Origin of the sequence: Amycolatopsis nivea (assembly GCF_004522235.1) — a bacterium.
Taxonomy (GTDB): Bacteria; Actinomycetota; Actinomycetes; order Mycobacteriales; family Pseudonocardiaceae; genus Amycolatopsis; species Amycolatopsis nivea.
The window spans coordinates 1-18,061 of record NZ_SDLT01000078.1 but is presented as its reverse complement, the minus strand read 5'-3'; the positions used below and the strand labels follow the sequence as shown (position 1 = coordinate 18,061).

Here is an 18,061-nt window from a genome sequence, read left to right as displayed (position 1 = left end):
ACCCTCGTAAGCCCCTGTCCACCGTTCGGGGTGAACCTCATGCTGCGGCGTAGGCGCGGACGTTGAGTGCTGGGTTGGCGGCGAATCCGGCTGCGCCGAGGATGAGGACGGCGGTTACTGCTACCGCTGGGGTGGTGGCGAAGGCTAGTGCGACGAGGGCGGCGAGGGCGATGCCGAGGCTGCCGTAAAGGGTGGCGAACGGGTACTTGTCGGCTAGTTTGCCGCCTGCGTAAATTCCGATGACTGCGCCGCCGCCGAAGAGGGCGAGGACTACTGGGACACCTGCTTCGGGGAGTCCGGCTACGGAGACCAGCAGGGGTGCCAGGTAACTGAACGTCGCGAAGACCATTGCCTGGAGGAGGGCGATCACGCCCAGTGCTAGCCATAGGCGGCTGCGGCGGAATACCTGTAGTTCTTCGGTGATCCTCGGTGCTTCGGTTTCCTTGGGGGTGCGGGGGACTGACAGCAGGACGGCGAGGGCGGCGATGATGGTTAGTGCGGCTACTGCCCAGAAGGCGCTGCGCCAGCCTGCGTGTTGTCCTAGCAGGGTGCCTGCGGGGACGCCTACGACGTTCGCGATTGTCAGTCCGCCGACCAGTACTGCTAGTGCTTGTCCGCGGCGGGCTTCCGGGACGAGGTTGACGGTGGTTGCGGCGGCTACTGCCCAGAAACCGGCGCAGGCTACTGCGCTGATGATTCTGGTGGCGAAGAGGAGGGGGTAGCCGTCGGCGATTGCGCCGATGACGTGTGCGGCGCTGAAGACGGCTAGGAGTCCTAGGAGGGTGGTTCGGCGGGGGAGGCGGATTGTGCCTATTGCTAGCAAGGGGGCGCCGATGACCATGCCTATGGCGAAGGCGGAGATCAGGAGGCCTGCGTCGGGGATGGTTACGTTCAGGTCGGCGGCCATGCCGGGGAGGAGGCCGGTGATCATGAACTCGGAGGTGCCCAGGGCGAAGATGCTGAGGCCGAGTACGAAGACGGCTGGGGGCACGGGTGGGCTCTCTTTCTGGAACTTGTAGTACAAAATGTGGATGTATGGGGGCCTCGTCGCCTGGCGGCGACATCGCTTGGTGGTTGCGTGGGGCACCCCGAAGCTTGATTGTGCTGACGGTTCGGGGGTGCTTGTCAAGGCGGGAAAGATGCCTTGACAAGCACCCCCGAACCGCAGGGGAGCTTCGGATCGGGGTGCGGGGGAGGGCTGGGTGCCTCGCTCGTTGGGTGCATCGGCTGCGGGTCGGGCTGGGTGCTTCGATAGCGGGTGCATCGGCTGCGGGAGAGGGGCTGGGTGCCTAGATAGCGGGTGCATCGGCTGCGGGGTGGTGTGAGTGCCTCGATAGCGGGTGCACTGGCTGCGGGTGGGGCTGGGTGCCTCGCTCGTTGGGCGCACCGGCTGCGGGGGCGGTGTGGGTGCCTCGATTGTTGGGTATTTCGGCTGCGGTTTGGGTGGGGGGTTAGCGCCCCAATGTGGCATTGGGTGCGTCGGATGCACCCAATGTGGCGTTCGGTGCGTGGGATGCACCCAATGCCGTATTGGGGCGCATCGCGGCGGCTGCGGGTGGGCGGCGGTGGCGGTTAGCGGGTTAGCGGCGGGCGATTGCGCTTGTCGCTAGTTCTGCTACTGAGGTCAATGCTTTTCGTTCTGCTCCGCGGCGGGACATGGTGCGGATTCCCGAGATGGTGGCGTGGATGAAGTTGGCGATGTCGGTTGCGTCTCTGTCGCGGGTGACGCTGCCGTCTGCTTGGCCGGTGCGGGCGAAGTGGATCAGTGCGGAGAGGTGCGCTTCGGTGTCCGCGTTCACTTGTGCGGCTACCTCTGGATCGGTGGTTCCGAATTCGGAGATGGTGTTCACCATCAGGCAGCCGCGTCTGCCGTTTTCCAGTTCGTCGTCGATGGTCGAGGCGAGCAGCAGGCGGATGGCGCCCAGTCCGTCCGGGGCGTTGTCCAGCAGGGTTTCCCGGACGCGGATGCCGCGGCGTGAGTAGTGGCCCAGCACGCGGCGGAACAGTTCGTGCTTGCTGGAGAACGTGTTGTAGATACTGCTGCGGCCCAGTCCGGTGGCGGCGCACAGTTCCTCGGTCGAGGTCGCTTCGTATCCTCGCGCCCAGAAGGCGTTCATTGCGCCTTCGAGTGCTTCGGTTTCGTCGAACTCTCGTGGCCTCGGCATGCCGACCACGCTAACACATTTTGGATAGGCCAGTACATAACCGGGCCGCCGAGGCGTGCGGAGCGCCACAGGGGCAGGATGAGCACCGTGGGTTACGACGCGTTGCTATGGCTTTCGTTCGGGGGTCCGGAGGGGCCCGACGAGGTGATGCCGTTCCTGGAGAACGTCACCCGAGGGCGGGGCGTGCCGCGGGAGCGGCTGCTCGAGGTTGCCGAGCACTACCAGCACTTCGGCGGGGTCTCGCCGATCAACCGGCTGAACCGGGCCGCGATCGCGGCGGTCGAGAAGCAGCTCGCGGCGGAGAACATCGAGCTTCCGGTGCATTTCGGCAACCGCAACTGGGCACCGATGGTCGAGGACACCCTGGCCGGGATGAAGGACGCGGGCGTGCGCCGCGCGCTGGTGTTCCCGACGAGCGCGTACGGCGGCTACTCCGCGTGCCGCCAGTACGACGAGGACATCGAACGAGCCCGCGCCTCCGTCGGCGACGGCGCGCCGGAATTGGTGAAACTGCGCCAGTTCTTCGACCACCCGCTGTTCGTCTCCGCAGTCGCCGACGCGGTCCGCGCCGCCCACGCGAAACTCGGCGACCGCCCCGGCACCCGCACGGTTTTCACCGCCCACTCGATCCCGGAAAGCGCCGACCTTGCCTCCGGCCCACCCTCCGAAGGCGGCCGCCGCTACTCGAGCCAGATCGCCGAAGCCGCGCGCCTCGTGGCCGCCGAAGCCGGAATCGCCGAGTACGACGTCGTCTGGCAGTCGCGCTCCGGCCCGCCGCAGATCCCGTGGCTGGAACCGGACATCGTCGACCACATCGACGCCCTGCACGCTCAAGGTGTGGAATCCGTAGTGGTCAGCCCGATCGGCTTCGTCGCGGACCACCTGGAAGTAATCTGGGACCTGGACAACGAAGCCGCCGACCGCGCCGCCGAACACGGCATGGCTTTTGCCCGCGCCGCCACCCCCGACGCCGACCCGAGGTTCGCCGAAATGGTGGTCGAGCTGGTCCGCGAACACCTCTCCGACGCTCCCGCCCGGAAGCTCTCCCCCTTTCCCGCTGCAGGCTGCACCGTCAACGGCGCCCCCTGCGCAGTCGCCTGCTGCGAACCCCCGCGCCGCCCCACCCGCTGACCGTCCGTGAGGGGAACCCTCACATAACCAGATTCCCCCAGGGTTCCCCTCACGACCCACCACCGGTCGCGAGGGCCACCTTCACGCACCTGGATTCCCTCAAGGGCCCCTTCACAGCGCGCGCTCGCCCTCCCCGCGCCCGCTCGGGATGCCGCCCCAATGCGGCATTGGGTGCATCAGACGCAACGAACGCCACATCGGGTGCACCCCACGCACCGAACGCCACTNTTGGGTGCATCAGACGCAACGAACGCCACATCGGGTGCACCCCACGCACCGAACGCCACTTTGGGTGCGTCACATGCACCCAATGCCACATTGGGGCGCTAGCCCCGCCACGAACGCAACCGCCACCGATGCACTCAACTCGAAGTGCACCCACACCACCCCCGCACCCCGATACGAAGCTCTCCTGCGGTCTGAGGGTGCTTGTCAAGGCATCTTTCCAGCCTTGACAAGCACCCTCAGACCGTCAGCACAATCAAGCTTCGGGGTGCCCCACGCAACCACCAAGCGATGTCGCCGCCAGGCGACGAGCAGTCAAACCTGCCGATCCCCCTGCTCCGCAAACACCCGCACAGCCTCATTAACGGAAGCAGTCCGCGCCCCCCGAACAGCCTCAGCCAACGGCCGCAACGCCTCAGCCCGCCGATTCACTGCCGAAGCCGACAACGCCCCACCCGGATCATCCGCCTGCGCCACAGCCAAAATCGCCGAAATCTCCTCGGCCCGCTGCAACACCCGCAACGCCCGCCCGGGCGTCCCGGCAGGCCACTCGACCTGAGGCCGAGCCCGCAAATGCGCCGACAACTCAGCCCGAACCCCAGGCCGATCGCTCGCCACGTCCAACGCCTGCAACGCCCCGGCACTCGCCCGAATGGCATCCGTCAACCCGTGCTCGGCATCCGGCATCGGCTGATACTCCAACGAGACCGGCGCGGGAAGCGAATACACCGTCCACCGCATCAGCCCTTCGGCGATGGGCTCCGGCACCAACCCGAACGCCAGCCCGCCGAGCACCACAGCCTCGCCGCACCGCAACGCCGCGTCAGCAAACGGCCCGCCACCGCCGAGACCCCGAACATCGCCAGGCACCGGCAGCACCAGCTGCGCACTCACCGCCCCCTGCGCCCGCAGCGCGAGCAGCAGCTGCACGGGAGTAGCCGCCCGGTGGAAAGCGAGCGGGAGATCGAAGGCGTCGGCGGCAGCGGGATCGGCCGCGACCACGTCGTGGGCCTCGGCCCAGTCCTGCAAGGCGTCGAGGACGTCGTCGGACGCCGCGGCCCCGTTCAGCCACGCGGAGGACCAGACGGCGAGGGTCGCACTGGGTCGGCACACGACCGCTGATTTTACCGGTTCCTCCCGGCTCCGCCGATCCCCGCCCGGCTGGAGCCGCTCCACATCGACGGATGCCGGAACGGTCAGTAGCGTCAAAGGGGTGAACGCTGTTCCCGACGCTCTTCCCCGTACTGCCGGCGAGCTCCGCGCCGCCGGATACGCCCCGCGCCCCATCGCGCGCGAGATCCACGACAACCTGCTCGCCGCGCTGCGCGAGGGCCGCGACGCCTGGCCCGGCATCGTCGGCTTCTCCCGCACCGTGCTGCCCCAGCTCGAACGCGCCCTGCTCGCCGGCCACGACGTCGTCCTGCTCGGCGAGCGCGGCCAGGGCAAGACCCGCCTGCTGCGCACCCTGGCCGGCCTCCTCGACGAGTGGACCCCGGTCATCGAGGGCTCCGAACTGGGCGAGCACCCGCTCGACCCGATCACGCCCGCCTCGATCCGCCGCGCCGCCGAACTCGGCGACGACCTGCCGGTGGCCTGGCGGCACCGCAGCGAGCGCTACACCGAAAAGCTGGCCACGCCGGACACGAGCGTGGGCGACCTGATCGGCGACGTCGACCCCGTGAAGGTCGCCGAGGGGCGCAGCCTCGGCGACCCGGAGACCATCCACTTCGGACTCGTGCCGCGCGCGCACCGCGGCATCGTCGCGATCAACGAGCTGCCCGACCTCGCCGAGCGGATCCAGGTCGCGCTGCTGAACGTGATGGAGGAACGCGACATCCAGGTCCGCGGCTACACGCTGCGGCTGCCGCTGGACGTGCTCCTCGTCGCCACCGCCAACCCCGAGGACTACACCAACCGCGGCCGCATCATCACGCCGCTGAAGGACCGCTTCGGCGCGGAAATCCGCACGCACTACCCGCTGGACGTCGAGTCCGAGGTCGCCGTGGTGCGCCAGGAGGCGAACCTCGTCGCGGAGGTCGGCGAGCCGCTGCTGGAGGTGCTGGCCCGGTTCGTGCGCAACCTGCGCGAGTCGCCGGTGATCGACCAGCGTTCCGGCGTGTCCGCCCGGTTCGCGGTGGCGGCGGCCGAAACCGTCGCGGCGGCCGCGCTGCGCCGGGCCGCGGTGACCGGGGAGGACCCGGCGGTCGCACGTCCGGTCGACCTCGAAGCCGTGCCCGCCGTGCTGCGCGGCAAGGTCGAGTTCGAGCCCGGCGAGGAGGGCCGCGAGGTCGAGCACCTCGTGCACCTGATGCGCCGCGCGATCGCGGAAACCGCCCGCGAACGGTTCGCCGGGCTGGACCTGCGCCCGCTGTCCGACGCGGTGGCGGACGGCCACCTGGTCGCCACCGGCGAGCGCGTCCCCGGCGCGGAAGTCCTTGCCGCGCTGCCGGAACTGCCGGTGCTGCACGAGGTCGCCCAGCGCGCCGGAGTGTCCGCCGACGAACCGGCCGGCCGGATCGCGGCGGCGGTCGAACTGGCCCTGGAGTCGCTGTTCCTCGCCCGCAGGCTGGCGAAGGACTCCGACGACGGCACGACGGTGTACGGCGAATAATGCCGCTCTTACCGGAGGGATATTCCTACGGCCCGTGGCACGACGGGCCGGATCCGCTGGCCCCGCCCGCGGACCTGCGGGACGCGCTGGACGAGATCGGCCGCGAGGTCATGGGCGGCTCGTCCCCGCGTTCGGCGCTGGAGGAATTGCTGCGCCGCGGCACCGAACGCACCGCGGGCCTCGACGAGCTGACCCGGCAGCTGTGGCAGCGCCGTTCGCAGATCCAGCGGCGGCACCGGCTGGACGGCACGCTCCAGGAAGTCCAGCAGCTGCTGCAGGAAGCACTCCAAGCCGAGCGCCGGGAGTTGTTCCCGGACCCCGACGACGAGGCCCGCTTCCGCGAAGCCCAGCTGGACGCGCTGCCGCCCGGCACCGCCGCTGCCGTGCGCGAGCTGAACGAGTACGACTGGCGCTCCGACGAAGCCCGGCAGAAGTACGAGCAGATCCGCGACCTCCTCGGCCGCGAGATGCTCGACGCGCGGTTCCAAGGCATGAAGCAGGCCATGCAGAACGCCGGCCCGCAGGACGTCGAGCGGATCAACCAGATGCTCGGCGACCTCAACGCGCTGCTGTCCGCGCACGCACAGGGCGCGAGCGACATCGGCGAACGCTTCGACGAGTTCATGCGGCGGCACGGCGAGTTCTTCCCGGAGAACCCGCAGAACGTTGACGAGCTGATCGACGTGCTGGCCGCCCGGTCCGCCGCCGCGCAACGCATGCTGAACTCGATGTCCGAGGAACAGCGGGCGGAGCTGGCCGAGCTGGCGCAGCAAGCCTTCGGCGATCCGCGGCTCGCGCAGCAACTGTCCGCTTTGGACTCCCAGCTGCGTGCGCTGCGGCCGGGGGAGGACTGGACGTCGTCCTCGCGCTTCCGCGGCCAGGACCCGCTGGGGCTCGGCGAAGGCGCGCAGGCCATGGCCGACCTGGCCGAGCTGGACGCTCTCGCCGAGCAACTGGGCCAGTCGTATCCCGGCGCGCGCCTGGAGGACATCGACCTGGAAGCGCTGGAACGCCAACTCGGTCCGGACGCAGGAGTCGACGCTCGCCGACTATCCGAATTGGAGCGAGAACTGCGTCAGCAGGGTTTGTTCGAGCGTGCCGCGGACGGCACCTTGCGGTTGTCTCCCAAGGCATTGCGCCGACTGGGCGAGACCGCACTGTCCGATGTGGTCAATTCGCTGCGCGGCAAAACCGGGGAGCGCGAGACCGAATCCGCGGGCGCGGCAGGCGAACCGACCGGTTCGAGCCGTCCCTGGCGATTCGGTGACATGCAACCCTGGGATGTCCCGCGCACCGTGCGCAACGCGGTGCTGCGCTCCACCGCGGTCGGTGCGGGAAGTGTTCGCCTCGATGTCGAGGACGTCGAAGTCATCGAGACCGAACACCGCTCGCGAGCCGCGGTCGCGCTGCTGGTCGACACGTCGTGGTCGATGGTCCAGGAGGGCCGCTGGCTGCCGATGAAACGCACCGCGCTGGCGCTGCACCAGCTGATCAGCACGAGATTCCGCAACGACGCCCTGCAGCTGATCACCTTCGGCCGCTACGCGATGCCCGTGGAGCTGCCGGAACTGGTCGGTCTGGAAGGCACCTGGGAACAAGGCACCAACGCACACCACGCGCTGCTGCTGGCCGGACGGCACCTGCGTCGGCACCCGGATGCCCAGCCGGTGGTCCTCATGGTCACAGACGGAGAACCCACGGCGCACCTGGAACCCGATGGAGAGGCGGAATTCTCCTACCCGCCCGAACCGGCGACCATCTACAAGACACTGTCCGAAGTGGACCGGATCGCCAAACTGGGCGCGTCGGTCACCGTCTTCCGGCTGGGCGACGACCCGCGCCTGGAAGCGTTCGTGGACACCATCGCCCGCCGCTCCGGCGGCCGGGTCGTAGCCCCCGACCTGGACGGCCTCGGCGCGGCGGTAGTGGGCGACTACCTCCGCACCCGCCGCCGCTGACCCGTTCCGTGAAGGTCCGTGAAGGGCTCCTTGAGGGAATCAGATTCCCTGGAGGAGTCCTTCACGGGATTCAGCGGCGGTGCACCATGATCCGCGCGCCGTCGCCGGGTACGAGAGTGATGTGCCGGGTTTTGACCCGCTCCGGCCGCGGGCTGGGCGCGCTGACCCGGTACCGCGCGAACAGCTCCCGCAGCACGATCGTCGCTTCCAGCAGCGAAAAACCGGCCCCCAGACAGCGCCGTGCGCCGCCGCCGAAGGGGAACCAGCTGCCTGCGGGCGGGCCGCTGCCGAGGAAGCGCGTCGGGTCGAACACCTCGGGCGACGGATGGTGCGCCGCGTCCGCGTGGATCATCGAAATCGACGGCAGCACCATGTGCCCGGCCGGAACCGTGTAGGGCCCGACCTGGACGTCCTTCGTGAGCTTCCGCGAAACCTCGGAGATGATCGGCCGCAGCCGCATCGCCTCCTTCGCCACCGCTTCCAGGTACTTCTCGTCGCCCTCGCGCGCGGCGCGCGCGGTGGTCGCGGCGGTGACCGGATCCCGGGCCAGCTCGTGCAGCGCCCAGGCCAGCGCGGTCGCCGTGGTTTCGTGCCCGGCCAGCAGCAACGTGATCAGCTGGTCGCGCAGTTCGAGGTCGCTGAGCTGATCCTCCCCGGGCACGGTCAGCAGCCGGGACAGCACATCGGTCCGCTCCGCCAGATCCGGCGCGGCTCGCCGCTCGGCGATCTCCGCGTACAGCAGTTCGTCGACCCGTTCCTGCCGCTCCCGGTTCCGCCGCCACGGCCCGAACTTCTGCAACGCCGGGCTGTGCCACCCGAAGAGATCCAGCGCGCTGATGTCGATGACCTGCTCCAGCGCCACGCGCAACTCCGCCAGCCGCGGCCCGTCGGTCACGCCGAAAACGACCCGCAGGATCACTTCCAGCGTCAGCGCCCGCATCCGGTCGTGCACCCGGAACGCCCGGCCCTGCGGCCACCGTTCCAGCTCCGCGACCGTCAGCTCGGTGACCATGTCCCGGTACCCGCGCATCGCCGCGCCGTTGAACGCGGGCATCAGCAGCTTCCGCGCCCTGCGGTGCTCCTCCTCGTCGGTGAGCAGCACCGAATGCCCGCCCAGCATGGGTTTGAGCACCATGTTGCCCTCGCCGGCGTGGAACGTCTCGACCGGACCGGCGAAGATCTCGCGGACCAGGTCGAGGTCGCCGACCAGCACCACCGAACGCTCCGGATACAACTTCAGCCGCACGACGTCTCCGTAGCGCCGTCGCAGCAGCGGCAGCAGGGAGTTGCGGAAAGCGCCGAAAAGGAGGGTTTGCACCGCCATCGGCAGCCGGGGACCGGGCGGGAGGGCGGAACGGGCGCGGATCGGCGTGCGCAGAGCCATGCTTCGTTCGTACTCGCGCCGGAGCGCGGTGTCCACCAGACTTGACCCTCACGCGACGTGAGGCGTGATCGTGGTTCTCGCAAGGGCCATTCGGCCGAAGAAACGACAGGGGAGAGCGATGGGCTACCGGGTGGGCGAGGCGGCGGCGCTGGCCGGCGTCACCGTGCGCACGCTGCACCACTACGACGAGATCGGGCTGCTGTCGCCGAGCGGTCGGACGACGTCCGGCTACCGGCGCTACGACGAGGCCGATCTCGACCGGCTGCAGCGGATCCTGCTCTACCGGGAGCTCGGCCTTCCCCTGGAGACGATCGCGTCCGTGCTCGCGGATCCGGGAACCGACGCCGACGCCCACCTGAAACGGCAGCGGGAGCTGCTGGTGGCGCAGGCGGACCGGATCGAGCGCATGGTCGCGGCCGTCGATCGATTGCTGGAGGCGAGAGCCATGGGCAACGCGTTGACGCCCGAGGAGAAGTTCGAAGTGTTCGGCGGGTTCCAGGTGCCGGACGGCTACTCGGAGGAGGCCGTCCGGCGCTGGGGGAGCTGCCCCGAGTGGCAGCAGTCGCAGCTGCCGGAGACCAAGGAGCAGTGGACTGAGGCGGAGCGGCAGCGGAAGGACTGGGTGAGCCGCCTGGTCGCGCTGGTCGACAAGGGCGAGCCCGCGGACAGCCCGGCGGCCGGGCAGCTTGCCGAAGAGCACCGGGCGATGCTGTCCGCGGTGATGGGGGAGTGCGGGTACGAGATGCAGCAGAAGATCGCGGACCTGTACGCGGACGAGCCCGCGCAGCTGGCCTTCCTGGTCCGCGAGGACGAGCAGCGGCCCGGCATCGGGGCGTACGTGCGCGACGCCGTCCGGGCGAACGCCGTCCGGCAGCGAGCCTGACCGTACCGGTGGGAGGGACACGCGGCTGTCCCTCCCACCGGGTGGGAAAGCGGACGGACGTCACGCTTACAGTCGGAGGCATGCAGACTTGGTCATCCGTCGCCGTGCCCCGGCTGCCCGGCACGCCCCGTCCTCTCCGGCTTCACGACACCGCGACCGGGCAGGTCCGCCCGACGGCACCCGGAGCCGCCGCCCGGATGTACGTCTGCGGCATCACCCCCTACGACGCCACCCACCTCGGCCACGCCGCCACCTATCTCGCGTTCGACCTGGTCAACCGGGTGTGGCGGGACAACGGGCACGAGGTGCACTACGTCCAGAACGTCACCGACATCGACGAGCCGCTGCTCGAGCGCGCGGAACGCGATTCGGACGACTGGATCGTGCTCGGCATGCGCGAAACGGCGCTGTTCCGCGAGGACATGGAGGCCCTGCGGGTGCTGCCGCCGCGCCAGTTCGTCGGCGCGGTCGAGGCGATCCCGGAGATCGTCGAGGTCATCGCGAAGCTGCTCGCCGACGGCAGCGCCTACCGCGCGGACGACGCCGAGTTCCCGGACGTCTACTTCGACCACAACGCGACCGGCCGCTTCGGCTACGAGTCGAACTACGACGCCGAGACCATGGCGAAGTTCTTCGCCGAGCGCGGCGGCGACCCGGACCGTCCCGGCAAGCGGCACCCGCTGGACGCGCTGCTGTGGCGCGTCGCGCGCGAGGGCGAGCCGTCGTGGGAGTCGGAGCTGGGCGCCGGACGGCCGGGCTGGCACATCGAATGCAGCGCGATCGCGGTGAACCGCCTCGGGCTCGGTTTCGACGTGCAGGGCGGCGGGTCCGACCTGATCTTCCCGCACCACGAGTACAGCGCCGCGCACGCCGAGGCCGTCGCCGCCGACCACCCGTTCGCCCGGCACTACGTGCACGCCGGGATGATCGGGCTCGACGGCGAGAAGATGTCGAAGTCCCGCGGCAACCTGGTCTTCGTGTCGCGGCTGCGCGCCGACGGCGTCGACCCGGCGGCGATCCGGCTCGCGCTGTTCGCCGGGCACTACCGCGAGGACCGGGCGTGGACCGACCAGCTGCTGGTCGACGCGCAGGAACGGCTGGCCCGCTGGCGCGAAGCCGTCGCGCTGCCGGCCGGACCCGACGCGGAGGACACCGTGGCGCGGCTGCGCGACCACCTCTCCGACGACCTGAACACGCCGAAGGCCCTCACAGCGATCGACGCGTGGGTCACGTCGGCGCTGCGCCGCGACGGCACCGACCAGGCCGCCCCGGGCCTGATCAAGGAGGCCGTGGACGCGTTGCTGGGCATCGTGCTCTGAGCTTTCCGGGACCGGGCAGTGGCCGGAACACGCTTCCGGCCACTGCCCGCTGTTCTAACTGTATAACGACCTATACATCCTGGCGTTGGCCGTCCGCCAGCGCCAGGTGGTCGCCCTCCCAGCGGCGGCGCAACCACCGATCATGCGAAGCCAAGACGACCGCACCCGGCGCGCTGTCGAGCGCTTCGGACAGTTCCTCGGCCAGGCTGAGCGACAGGTGGTTGGTCGGCTCGTCGAGCAACAGCACGTCCGGCGGCTCCGCGAGCAGCACCGCCAACGCCAGCCGGCGCCGCTGACCCACCGAAAGCTCGCCGACCGGCCGGTCGTGTTCCCTCGGCGGCAGCAACCCGAGTGTGGACAGCGAGGGCGCCGCTTCGCCGGCCGCGGCGCGGTACACCTCCTGAGCGGTCCGCTTCGGCCGAGCGAACGTGACGTCCTGCTCCAGCAACCCCACTCGCACGCCGGGTCCGAAGTGGACGGTCCCGGCCGACGGCGTGAGCTGGCCGGCCAGCACCGACAGCAGCGTGGATTTGCCCGCTCCGTTGCCGCCGGTCACGAGAAGCCGCGCGCTGCGGTCCACGTCCAGCTCGTCCAGCTGCACCCGGCCCGGAACCGCGATGCCGCGCACCGACACCGCCGGCCCTTCGCCGCCGGTGTCCGCGGTGAGCGTGGCCCGGAACCGCAGCGGCGCGGGCGGTTTGCGGACCTGCTCGCGCTCCAGGGTGTCGAGCTTGAGCTGGGCGTTGCGGACCCGGCGGGAAATCTGTTTCTGCACGCGACCGGTCTTGAAGTCGTAGAGCATCTTCGCGTTGTCCCGCGGCGCCCGGTTGTGCGCGACGCGGCGCGCGGTGCCGTGCACGGATTCCCGCAGCTGCTTGAGTTCCTCCTGTTCTTCGGTGAACCGCTGTTCCCAGCGGGCCCGTTCGGCCTTTTTCTGGCCGAGGTAGTCGGTGTAGCTGCCGCCGTAGCGCGTCGCGCCGCCGACGCGGCGGTCCGCCGGAACCGGGTCCAGGTCCACGATGTCCGTGCAGACCGCGTCGAGGAACACGCGGTCGTGCGAGGACAGCACGACGACGCCGGTCAGCTCCGCGAGGTGGCGCTCGAGGAATTCCATGGCGTTGTCGTCGAGGTGGTTGGTCGGTTCGTCGAGCAGCAGGATGCGCGGCCGCCGCACCAGCAGCGCGGCCAGCCCGAGCCGCGACCGCTGGCCGCCGGACAGCGTGTGCAGCCGCCGGTCGTGCCTGATGTCGCCGAGCCCGAGACCGGCGAGGACGAGGTCCGCGCGCCGGTCCGCGTCCCACAGGTCGTGGGCCTGCGCCCATTCCAGGACGTGGCCGTACTCGCTGAGCACCTCCGGGTCGTCGGGGCGCTCGGCGAGCACGGCGGCGAGCTTGTCGAGCGTCGCCGCGGCGGTGCGGATCTCGGCGAGCGCCTCGTCGAGGACGTCGGAAACCCGTGCAGTGCCGTCGAACGGCAGCTCCTGGAACAGGAAGCCGAGGTCGCCGTGCCGCACGACATCGCCGCCGCGAGGGACTTCAAGCCCGGCCAGCAGCCGGAGCAAGGTTGATTTCCCGACGCCGTTTTCGCCGACGAGACCGATCCGCCTCCCGGGCGACGCGACGAGCGAAACGCCGTTGAGGACGGTGCGGGCGCCGTAACCGAAAACGAGGTCGGAGGCGTGCAGGACAGTAGACATGAGCGATCACCGGGCCTTTGCGGTGGAAGCGAAATCCCCGACGGGCAACGCGCGGCTTCCCGGGAGCGGGGCTCGACCGGGAGCGGCCTCGATGCGGGGAGGGCTCGGCTCAGCTGTCCATGATGGGCGGGAGCTTAACGCGGGGACGGCGGGGGAGCGCAACCGGTTTTTCGGGCGCTCGGTTCCCGCTGGTCAGGATTCTCGCGGCGGCAAGGCCGGATGGCCGGTGGGGTAGATGCCGACCGCGAAGCCGTAGGTGGTGTCCCCGGACCGGGGCAGCCGGTCGAACTCTTCGACGAGTTCGGCCATCCGGTCCCAGAACTGCGAGGCCTGGTCCGGGGAGATGCGTGCCCGCCGGATGAAGCCCCACAGCTTTCCTGCCTCGAACGCCTCGGCGGATTCGCGGGCCGCGACCTCGAAGTCGTTGAAATCCCTCGCGTTCCCCATGGCCGGCCCCGGCTCGACGAAGAACATGCGCGCGGTGCGGCCGTAGAACCGTTCCTCGACGGCGCGGACCCGGCGCGTGCGAACGACCTTGAGCAGGCCGTTGACCTCGAGCACGTGCACGTGGTGCGCGACCGTGCTCTTGGGGCGGCGCACCGCCGCCGCGAGCTCGCTCACGGTCGCGGCTCGCTCGTGCAGCAACTGCAGGATCGAGGTGCGCAACGGGTGTCCGAGCGCCTTGACCTGCGCGGGTTCGGTCAACGCCAGCCGATCGGCGAGTGCGTAGTCGGGCGGGTTGTTCGCCATGGCTGAACAGACTAGCGTTGCCGAACGTTCCACATAACTGGTTCGTTCACTGAGGGGATTTCCGGCATGGCCGAAATCGTGCTGTACCACCACATCCAGGGCTTGACCGACGGCGTGCGCGATTTCGCCGACGAACTGCGCCGGGACGGGCACACCGTCCACACTCCCGATCTGTTCGGGGGCCGGACGTTCGCCAGCATCGAAGACGGCTTCGCCTTCGCCCGGGAGACCGGCTTCGAGCAGGTGCGGGAACGCGGGATCGCCGAGGCGGAGGCACTGGGGCAGGACCTCGTGTACGCCGGGTTCTCGTTCGGCGTCACCGTCGCGCAGCGCCTCGCGCAGACCAGGCCGGGAGCGCGCGGCGCACTGTTCTTCGACTCCTGCCTGCCAGTCAAGGAGTTCGGGACGGCGTGGCCGGAGGGGGTTCCGGTGCAGATCCACGGCAAGGAGAACGACGAGTTCTTCGAGGAGGACCTGCCGTCCGCCCGCGAGCTCGTCAGCTCCGCGGCGAACGCGGAGTTGTTCGTCTACCCCGGTGACCAGCACCTGTTCGCCGACTCCTCGTTGGCCGCGTACGACCCCGAGGCGGCCGGTCTGCTCCTGGAGCGCGTGCGCTCGTTCCTCGCCTCGCTCTAGCCGGGCGGCTTGACGCGGGGGCGGCCGCCTGCAACTCTGAAAGAATCGTTTCGAAAGAAACCCTTCAGAGTTAGGCGGGCCGATGACCGAACTGCCCCCGCGCAAGCGGATCGACGACGTCGAGCTGCTGCGGGCCCTCGCGCACCCGCTGCGGTCCGCGCTGGTGCACCACCTGATGGCGGTCGGCCCGTCGACCGCCAGCGAGTGCGCGGACGCGGTCGGCTCGACGGCGTCGAACTGCAGCTGGCATCTGCGCAAGCTGGCCGAACACGGCCTGGTCGAGCGAGCAGAGGGCGGCGACGGGCGGGAGCGGCCGTGGCGGGCCTGCCAGGTCGGGCTGGTGCTCGGCAGCCCGGACGGCGATCCGGCGCTGGAAGCGGCGCAGCTGGCGGTCGCGGGAACTGAGCTGGCCGAGGAGCAGGAGCTGACCCAGCGGTACCTCGACACGGTCGAGCGGCTTGATGAGGACTGGCGCGAGGCGGGCGGGTTCTTCTCCTACGGCCTGAAAGCGACGCCCGAGGAAGTCAGCGCGCTGACGAAGGCGATCGACGACCTGGTCCGGCCGTACGTCAGCACGATCCGCGAGGACGCGCCCGCCGATGCCCGCGCGGTCTTCCTCGGGATGCGTGCCTTCCGCCGGATCGGGCACGACGGGAAACCGGCGTGAGACGGCTGCTGGCGGCACCGGGATTCGCCCGGCTCTGGGTCTCCGCGTTCTTCGGCGAGACCGCCGAGTGGATGCTGCAGGTCGCGCTGCCGGTGTACCTGTTCGTCCGCACCGGGTCCGCGGTCACGACGGCGTTGAGCATCGTGCTCGGCCTGCTGCCCGCGGTGCTGCTGAGCCCGGTCGCGGGGATCGTCGCCGACCGGTGGGACCGCCGGGTCGTGCTGGCGACGGTGTGCGTCGGGCAGGCGGTCGTGGTGCTGCCGCTGCTGGCGAGTTCCGAGCTGCCGGTCGCGGCGGTCTACGCGGTGATGGCGGCGCAAGCGGGGCTGGCGTCGGTGTTCGAACCGGCGCGCAGTGCGTTGGTGCCGGAGCTGGTCGGCGTCGAGGACGTCACCCCGGCGAACGGGCTGATGAGCGTGAACGGCAGCGTCGCGCGGCTCGCGGGCGGCTGGGCCGGGGGAGCGCTGCTGGGCTGGGGCGGTCTCGAGCGCGTGATCATCGGCTACCTCGTCGCGCTCGCGGCCGCGGGGATGCTGCTCGCGTTCCCCTTCCGCCGGGCGGCGGTGCGCAAGACCGCGCCCGAGCAGACGGATTGGCTCGCGGGCGTCCGCGATCTGGCGGGAAAGCGGCTTCGCGCGACGAGTGTGTCGGCGCTGCTGACCTCGCTCGCGCAGGGCATGTTCCTGGTGCTGTTCGTGGTGTTCGTGCTCGACATCCTGCGCGGCAGCGAGGCCGACGCCGGGCTGTTGCGCGGCGTGCAGGCGATCGGCGGCCTGGCCGCCGGGTTCGCGGTGGCGACGCTGGCGCGCCGGGTCGCGCCGGTGCTGCTGCAGGGCTGGGGGCTGGTCGCGGCGGGGCTGATGTCGGCGGCGATCTGGAATCTGCCGGGCGCGACCACGGTCCTCGGGGTGTACGTCGGGCTGTTCATGGCGGTCGGCGCGCCCGCCGTGGTGGCCGGGGCCGGGCTGCTGTCGCACGTGCAGGCGGAGACCGGTCCGGATCGCGCGGGACGGGTGCTGAGCACGGTGTACGCGCTGATGGCGGCGGGCACGGCGGCCGGTTCGCTGCTGGCCGGCGCGCTCGTCGCGGTGACCGGGCCGACAGTGCTGCTGAACGTGCAGGCAGGCCTCCACGTGAGCGCCGGGCTGGTCGTTCTGGGGTGGGGGAATGGGCGGTTCCGGCGCTCCCGGGCGCGGAAAGTCGTTACGGTGGACGAGTGCCGTCTCTCTTCGCCACCAGCGACCTCCACGTGACCCACGAGGGCAACGGCCCGATCGTCGACGAGGTCGTGCCCGACGATCCCGGCGACTGGCTGCTCGTCGCGGGCGACGTCGCCGAGTCCGCCAAGGTCATCCGCGAGACGCTCGCCAGGCTGCGCGAGCGGTTCGCGAAGGTCGTGTGGGTCCCGGGCAACCACGAGCTGTGGACCACGCCGAACGACGCGTGCCAGCTGCGCGGCCAGGCTCGGTACGAATTCCTCGTGGAGCAGTGCCGCGAGATCGACGTCCTCACGCCCGAGGACGAGTTCCCGGTGTGGGACTTCGGCCCGGAACCGCTGACCATCGCGCCGCTGTTCGTGTTCTACGACTACAGCTGGCGCACCCCGGCGACCGAGGGCAAGACCCGCGAAGAAGCGCTCGCGCACGCCCGCGAAATCGGCGTCGTGTGCACTGACGAGTACTACCTGCATCCGGACCCGTACGAGTCGCGCGCGGCCTGGTGCGAGCAGCGCCTGAAGGTGAGCCGCGACCGGCTGGACGCGATCCCGGCCGACCGCCGCACGATCCTCATGTCGCACTGGCCGCTGCACCGGCACCCGACGAATCCGTTGTACTACCCCGATTTCGCGCTGTGGTGCGGCACCACGCAGACCGAGGACTGGCACCTGCGCTACCGGGCCGAACTGGCCGTCTACGGACACTTGCACATCCCGCGCACGACGTCCGCCGACGGCGTGCGATTCGAGGAAGTCTCGCTCGGCTATCCGCGCGAGTGGCGGAAGCGGGAGCGCGGCGCGGTTCCGGTGCGGAAACTGCTCACCGCCTGAGCGCGGCCGGCCTGCCTTCGCAGACCGGCCGCACCCTTCGGCGGATCAGTCGAACGAGAGCCGGCAGGCCGTCGCCGCGACCTGCGCCGGAACGTAGGCGCGGCGCAGGACCCAGTAGCAGTCCTCGAACGTGGCGGCATCGCACGCGTCGTGCGCGAGCCAGGGCTCCACGTCGTATTCGCCCACCGCGTAGTCCATGCAGGCGCCGAAATCATCCGCCTTCACCGGCGAAACCGGTGCCGCCGACGCTGTCGCCGCCGACGCGGTGATCGCGCCCGCCGCGAGCACCGCCGCCGCTAGTGCCTTGCCGAACATTTCCCGTACCTCCTGGTCCGCGCGACATCGCTCGCGCCAGGCCAGTCAACGAGACGGGCTCGCGGCGGCACCAGAGCGGCGCGGCGCGATCAGCCGGCGGCGCAGGCGCCGTCATTCGGGCGAGCGGCGCGGATGACTTTCCGTAGTTCGGCAATCACGGTGCGTTCCCTCGGCGGTGCGCGAGGGACACCCGGTCCCGAGACGGGGTCGTCTGGGCGGGGGCGGCTTTCGAGGTACGTGAGGGGAACCCTGAGGGAATCGGATTCCCTCTGAA

15 protein-coding genes and 1 pseudogene are annotated in these 18,061 nt (G+C 70.2%); 9 read left to right on the top strand and 7 right to left on the bottom strand.

Annotated elements, in window-relative coordinates:
* Positions 1 to 40: 40 nt before the first annotated feature.
* Together EIZ44_RS43460 and EIZ44_RS43455 are read right to left on the bottom strand one after the other, a co-directional pair.
* Positions 41 to 991: pseudogene (locus EIZ44_RS43460) on the bottom strand (Cmx/CmrA family chloramphenicol efflux MFS transporter); the annotation flags it as partial.
* Between the two features lie 589 nt (positions 992 to 1,580).
* Positions 1,581 to 2,165 (bottom strand): TetR/AcrR family transcriptional regulator, encoded by a 585-nt coding sequence (locus EIZ44_RS43455; RefSeq protein WP_134734510.1) that lies wholly within the window; start codon positions 2,163 to 2,165, stop codon positions 1,581 to 1,583.
* 87 nt (positions 2,166 to 2,252) lie between these two features.
* Between EIZ44_RS43455 and EIZ44_RS43450 the strand changes: the two genes are divergently transcribed.
* Positions 2,253 to 3,296, top strand: a complete 1,044-nt coding sequence (locus EIZ44_RS43450) for a ferrochelatase (protein ID WP_134734509.1) — start codon at positions 2,253 to 2,255, stop codon at positions 3,294 to 3,296.
* Between the two features lie 540 nt (positions 3,297 to 3,836).
* Here EIZ44_RS43450 and EIZ44_RS43445 read toward each other — a convergent pair.
* Positions 3,837 to 4,634 carry an Rv1486c family protein gene (locus EIZ44_RS43445; protein WP_134668442.1) on the bottom strand — a complete coding sequence of 266 codons (798 nt, stop codon included), beginning with the start codon at positions 4,632 to 4,634 and terminating at the stop codon, positions 3,837 to 3,839.
* 100 nt (positions 4,635 to 4,734) lie between these two features.
* On the opposite strand from EIZ44_RS43445, the gene EIZ44_RS43440 reads away from it, so the two are divergent.
* Entirely contained in the window at positions 4,735 to 6,132 is a 1,398-nt protein-coding gene (locus tag EIZ44_RS43440) for an ATP-binding protein (RefSeq protein WP_037806510.1), read from the top strand.
* Positions 6,132 to 8,090, top strand: a complete 1,959-nt coding sequence (locus EIZ44_RS43435; protein WP_134734507.1) for a vWA domain-containing protein — start codon at positions 6,132 to 6,134, stop codon at positions 8,088 to 8,090. Before EIZ44_RS43440 ends, EIZ44_RS43435 begins: the two co-directional genes overlap by 1 nt.
* A 70-nt stretch (positions 8,091 to 8,160) precedes the next feature.
* Here EIZ44_RS43435 and EIZ44_RS43430 read toward each other — a convergent pair whose 3' ends face one another.
* On the bottom strand, positions 8,161 to 9,474 hold the full coding sequence (locus tag EIZ44_RS43430; protein WP_134734508.1) for a cytochrome P450: 1,314 nt from the start codon (positions 9,472 to 9,474) through the stop codon (positions 8,161 to 8,163).
* Positions 9,475 to 9,592: 118 nt separating this feature from the next.
* Between EIZ44_RS43430 and EIZ44_RS43425 the strand changes: the two genes are divergently transcribed.
* Together EIZ44_RS43425 and mshC are read left to right on the top strand one after the other, a co-directional pair.
* On the top strand, positions 9,593 to 10,357 hold the full coding sequence (locus tag EIZ44_RS43425) for a MerR family transcriptional regulator (RefSeq protein WP_037806508.1): 765 nt from the start codon (positions 9,593 to 9,595) through the stop codon (positions 10,355 to 10,357).
* Positions 10,358 to 10,437: 80 nt separating this feature from the next.
* A complete protein-coding gene (gene mshC, locus EIZ44_RS43420) occupies positions 10,438 to 11,676 on the top strand; it encodes a cysteine--1-D-myo-inosityl 2-amino-2-deoxy-alpha-D-glucopyranoside ligase (protein WP_037806506.1) in 1,239 nt (412 codons plus the stop codon).
* Positions 11,677 to 11,746: 70 nt separating this feature from the next.
* Here the strand turns inward: mshC and EIZ44_RS43415 are convergent, their stop codons facing one another.
* Together EIZ44_RS43415 and EIZ44_RS43410 are read right to left on the bottom strand one after the other, a co-directional pair.
* A complete protein-coding gene (locus tag EIZ44_RS43415; protein ID WP_134734506.1) occupies positions 11,747 to 13,372 on the bottom strand; it encodes an ABC-F family ATP-binding cassette domain-containing protein in 1,626 nt (541 codons plus the stop codon).
* A gap of 192 nt (positions 13,373 to 13,564) precedes the next feature.
* Positions 13,565 to 14,122 (bottom strand): ArsR/SmtB family transcription factor, encoded by a 558-nt coding sequence (locus EIZ44_RS43410; protein WP_134734505.1) that lies wholly within the window; start codon positions 14,120 to 14,122, stop codon positions 13,565 to 13,567.
* 66 nt (positions 14,123 to 14,188) lie between these two features.
* On the opposite strand from EIZ44_RS43410, the gene EIZ44_RS43405 reads away from it, so the two are divergent.
* The 4 genes from EIZ44_RS43405 (at position 14,189) to EIZ44_RS43390 (ending at position 17,472) form a co-directional block, all read left to right on the top strand.
* Positions 14,189 to 14,758, top strand: a complete 570-nt coding sequence (locus tag EIZ44_RS43405; protein ID WP_134734504.1) for a dienelactone hydrolase family protein — start codon at positions 14,189 to 14,191, stop codon at positions 14,756 to 14,758.
* An 82-nt stretch (positions 14,759 to 14,840) separates the two neighbouring features.
* Positions 14,841 to 15,425: an ArsR/SmtB family transcription factor gene (locus EIZ44_RS43400; RefSeq protein ID WP_037806501.1), complete on the top strand. Its 585-nt coding sequence runs from the start codon at positions 14,841 to 14,843 to the stop codon at positions 15,423 to 15,425.
* Positions 15,422 to 16,678 (top strand): MFS transporter, encoded by a 1,257-nt coding sequence (locus EIZ44_RS43395; RefSeq protein ID WP_134734503.1) that lies wholly within the window; start codon positions 15,422 to 15,424, stop codon positions 16,676 to 16,678. Before EIZ44_RS43400 ends, EIZ44_RS43395 begins: the two co-directional genes overlap by 4 nt.
* Positions 16,642 to 17,472 (top strand): metallophosphoesterase family protein, encoded by an 831-nt coding sequence (locus EIZ44_RS43390; RefSeq protein WP_037806499.1) that lies wholly within the window; start codon positions 16,642 to 16,644, stop codon positions 17,470 to 17,472. Before EIZ44_RS43395 ends, EIZ44_RS43390 begins: the two co-directional genes overlap by 37 nt.
* A gap of 45 nt (positions 17,473 to 17,517) precedes the next feature.
* Here EIZ44_RS43390 and EIZ44_RS43385 read toward each other — a convergent pair whose 3' ends face one another.
* The gene (locus EIZ44_RS43385) at positions 17,518 to 17,787 is read right to left on the bottom strand and encodes a hypothetical protein (protein WP_134734502.1); all 270 of its coding nucleotides are present in this window, start codon (positions 17,785 to 17,787) and stop codon (positions 17,518 to 17,520) included.
* Positions 17,788 to 18,061: the final 274 nt, after the last annotated feature.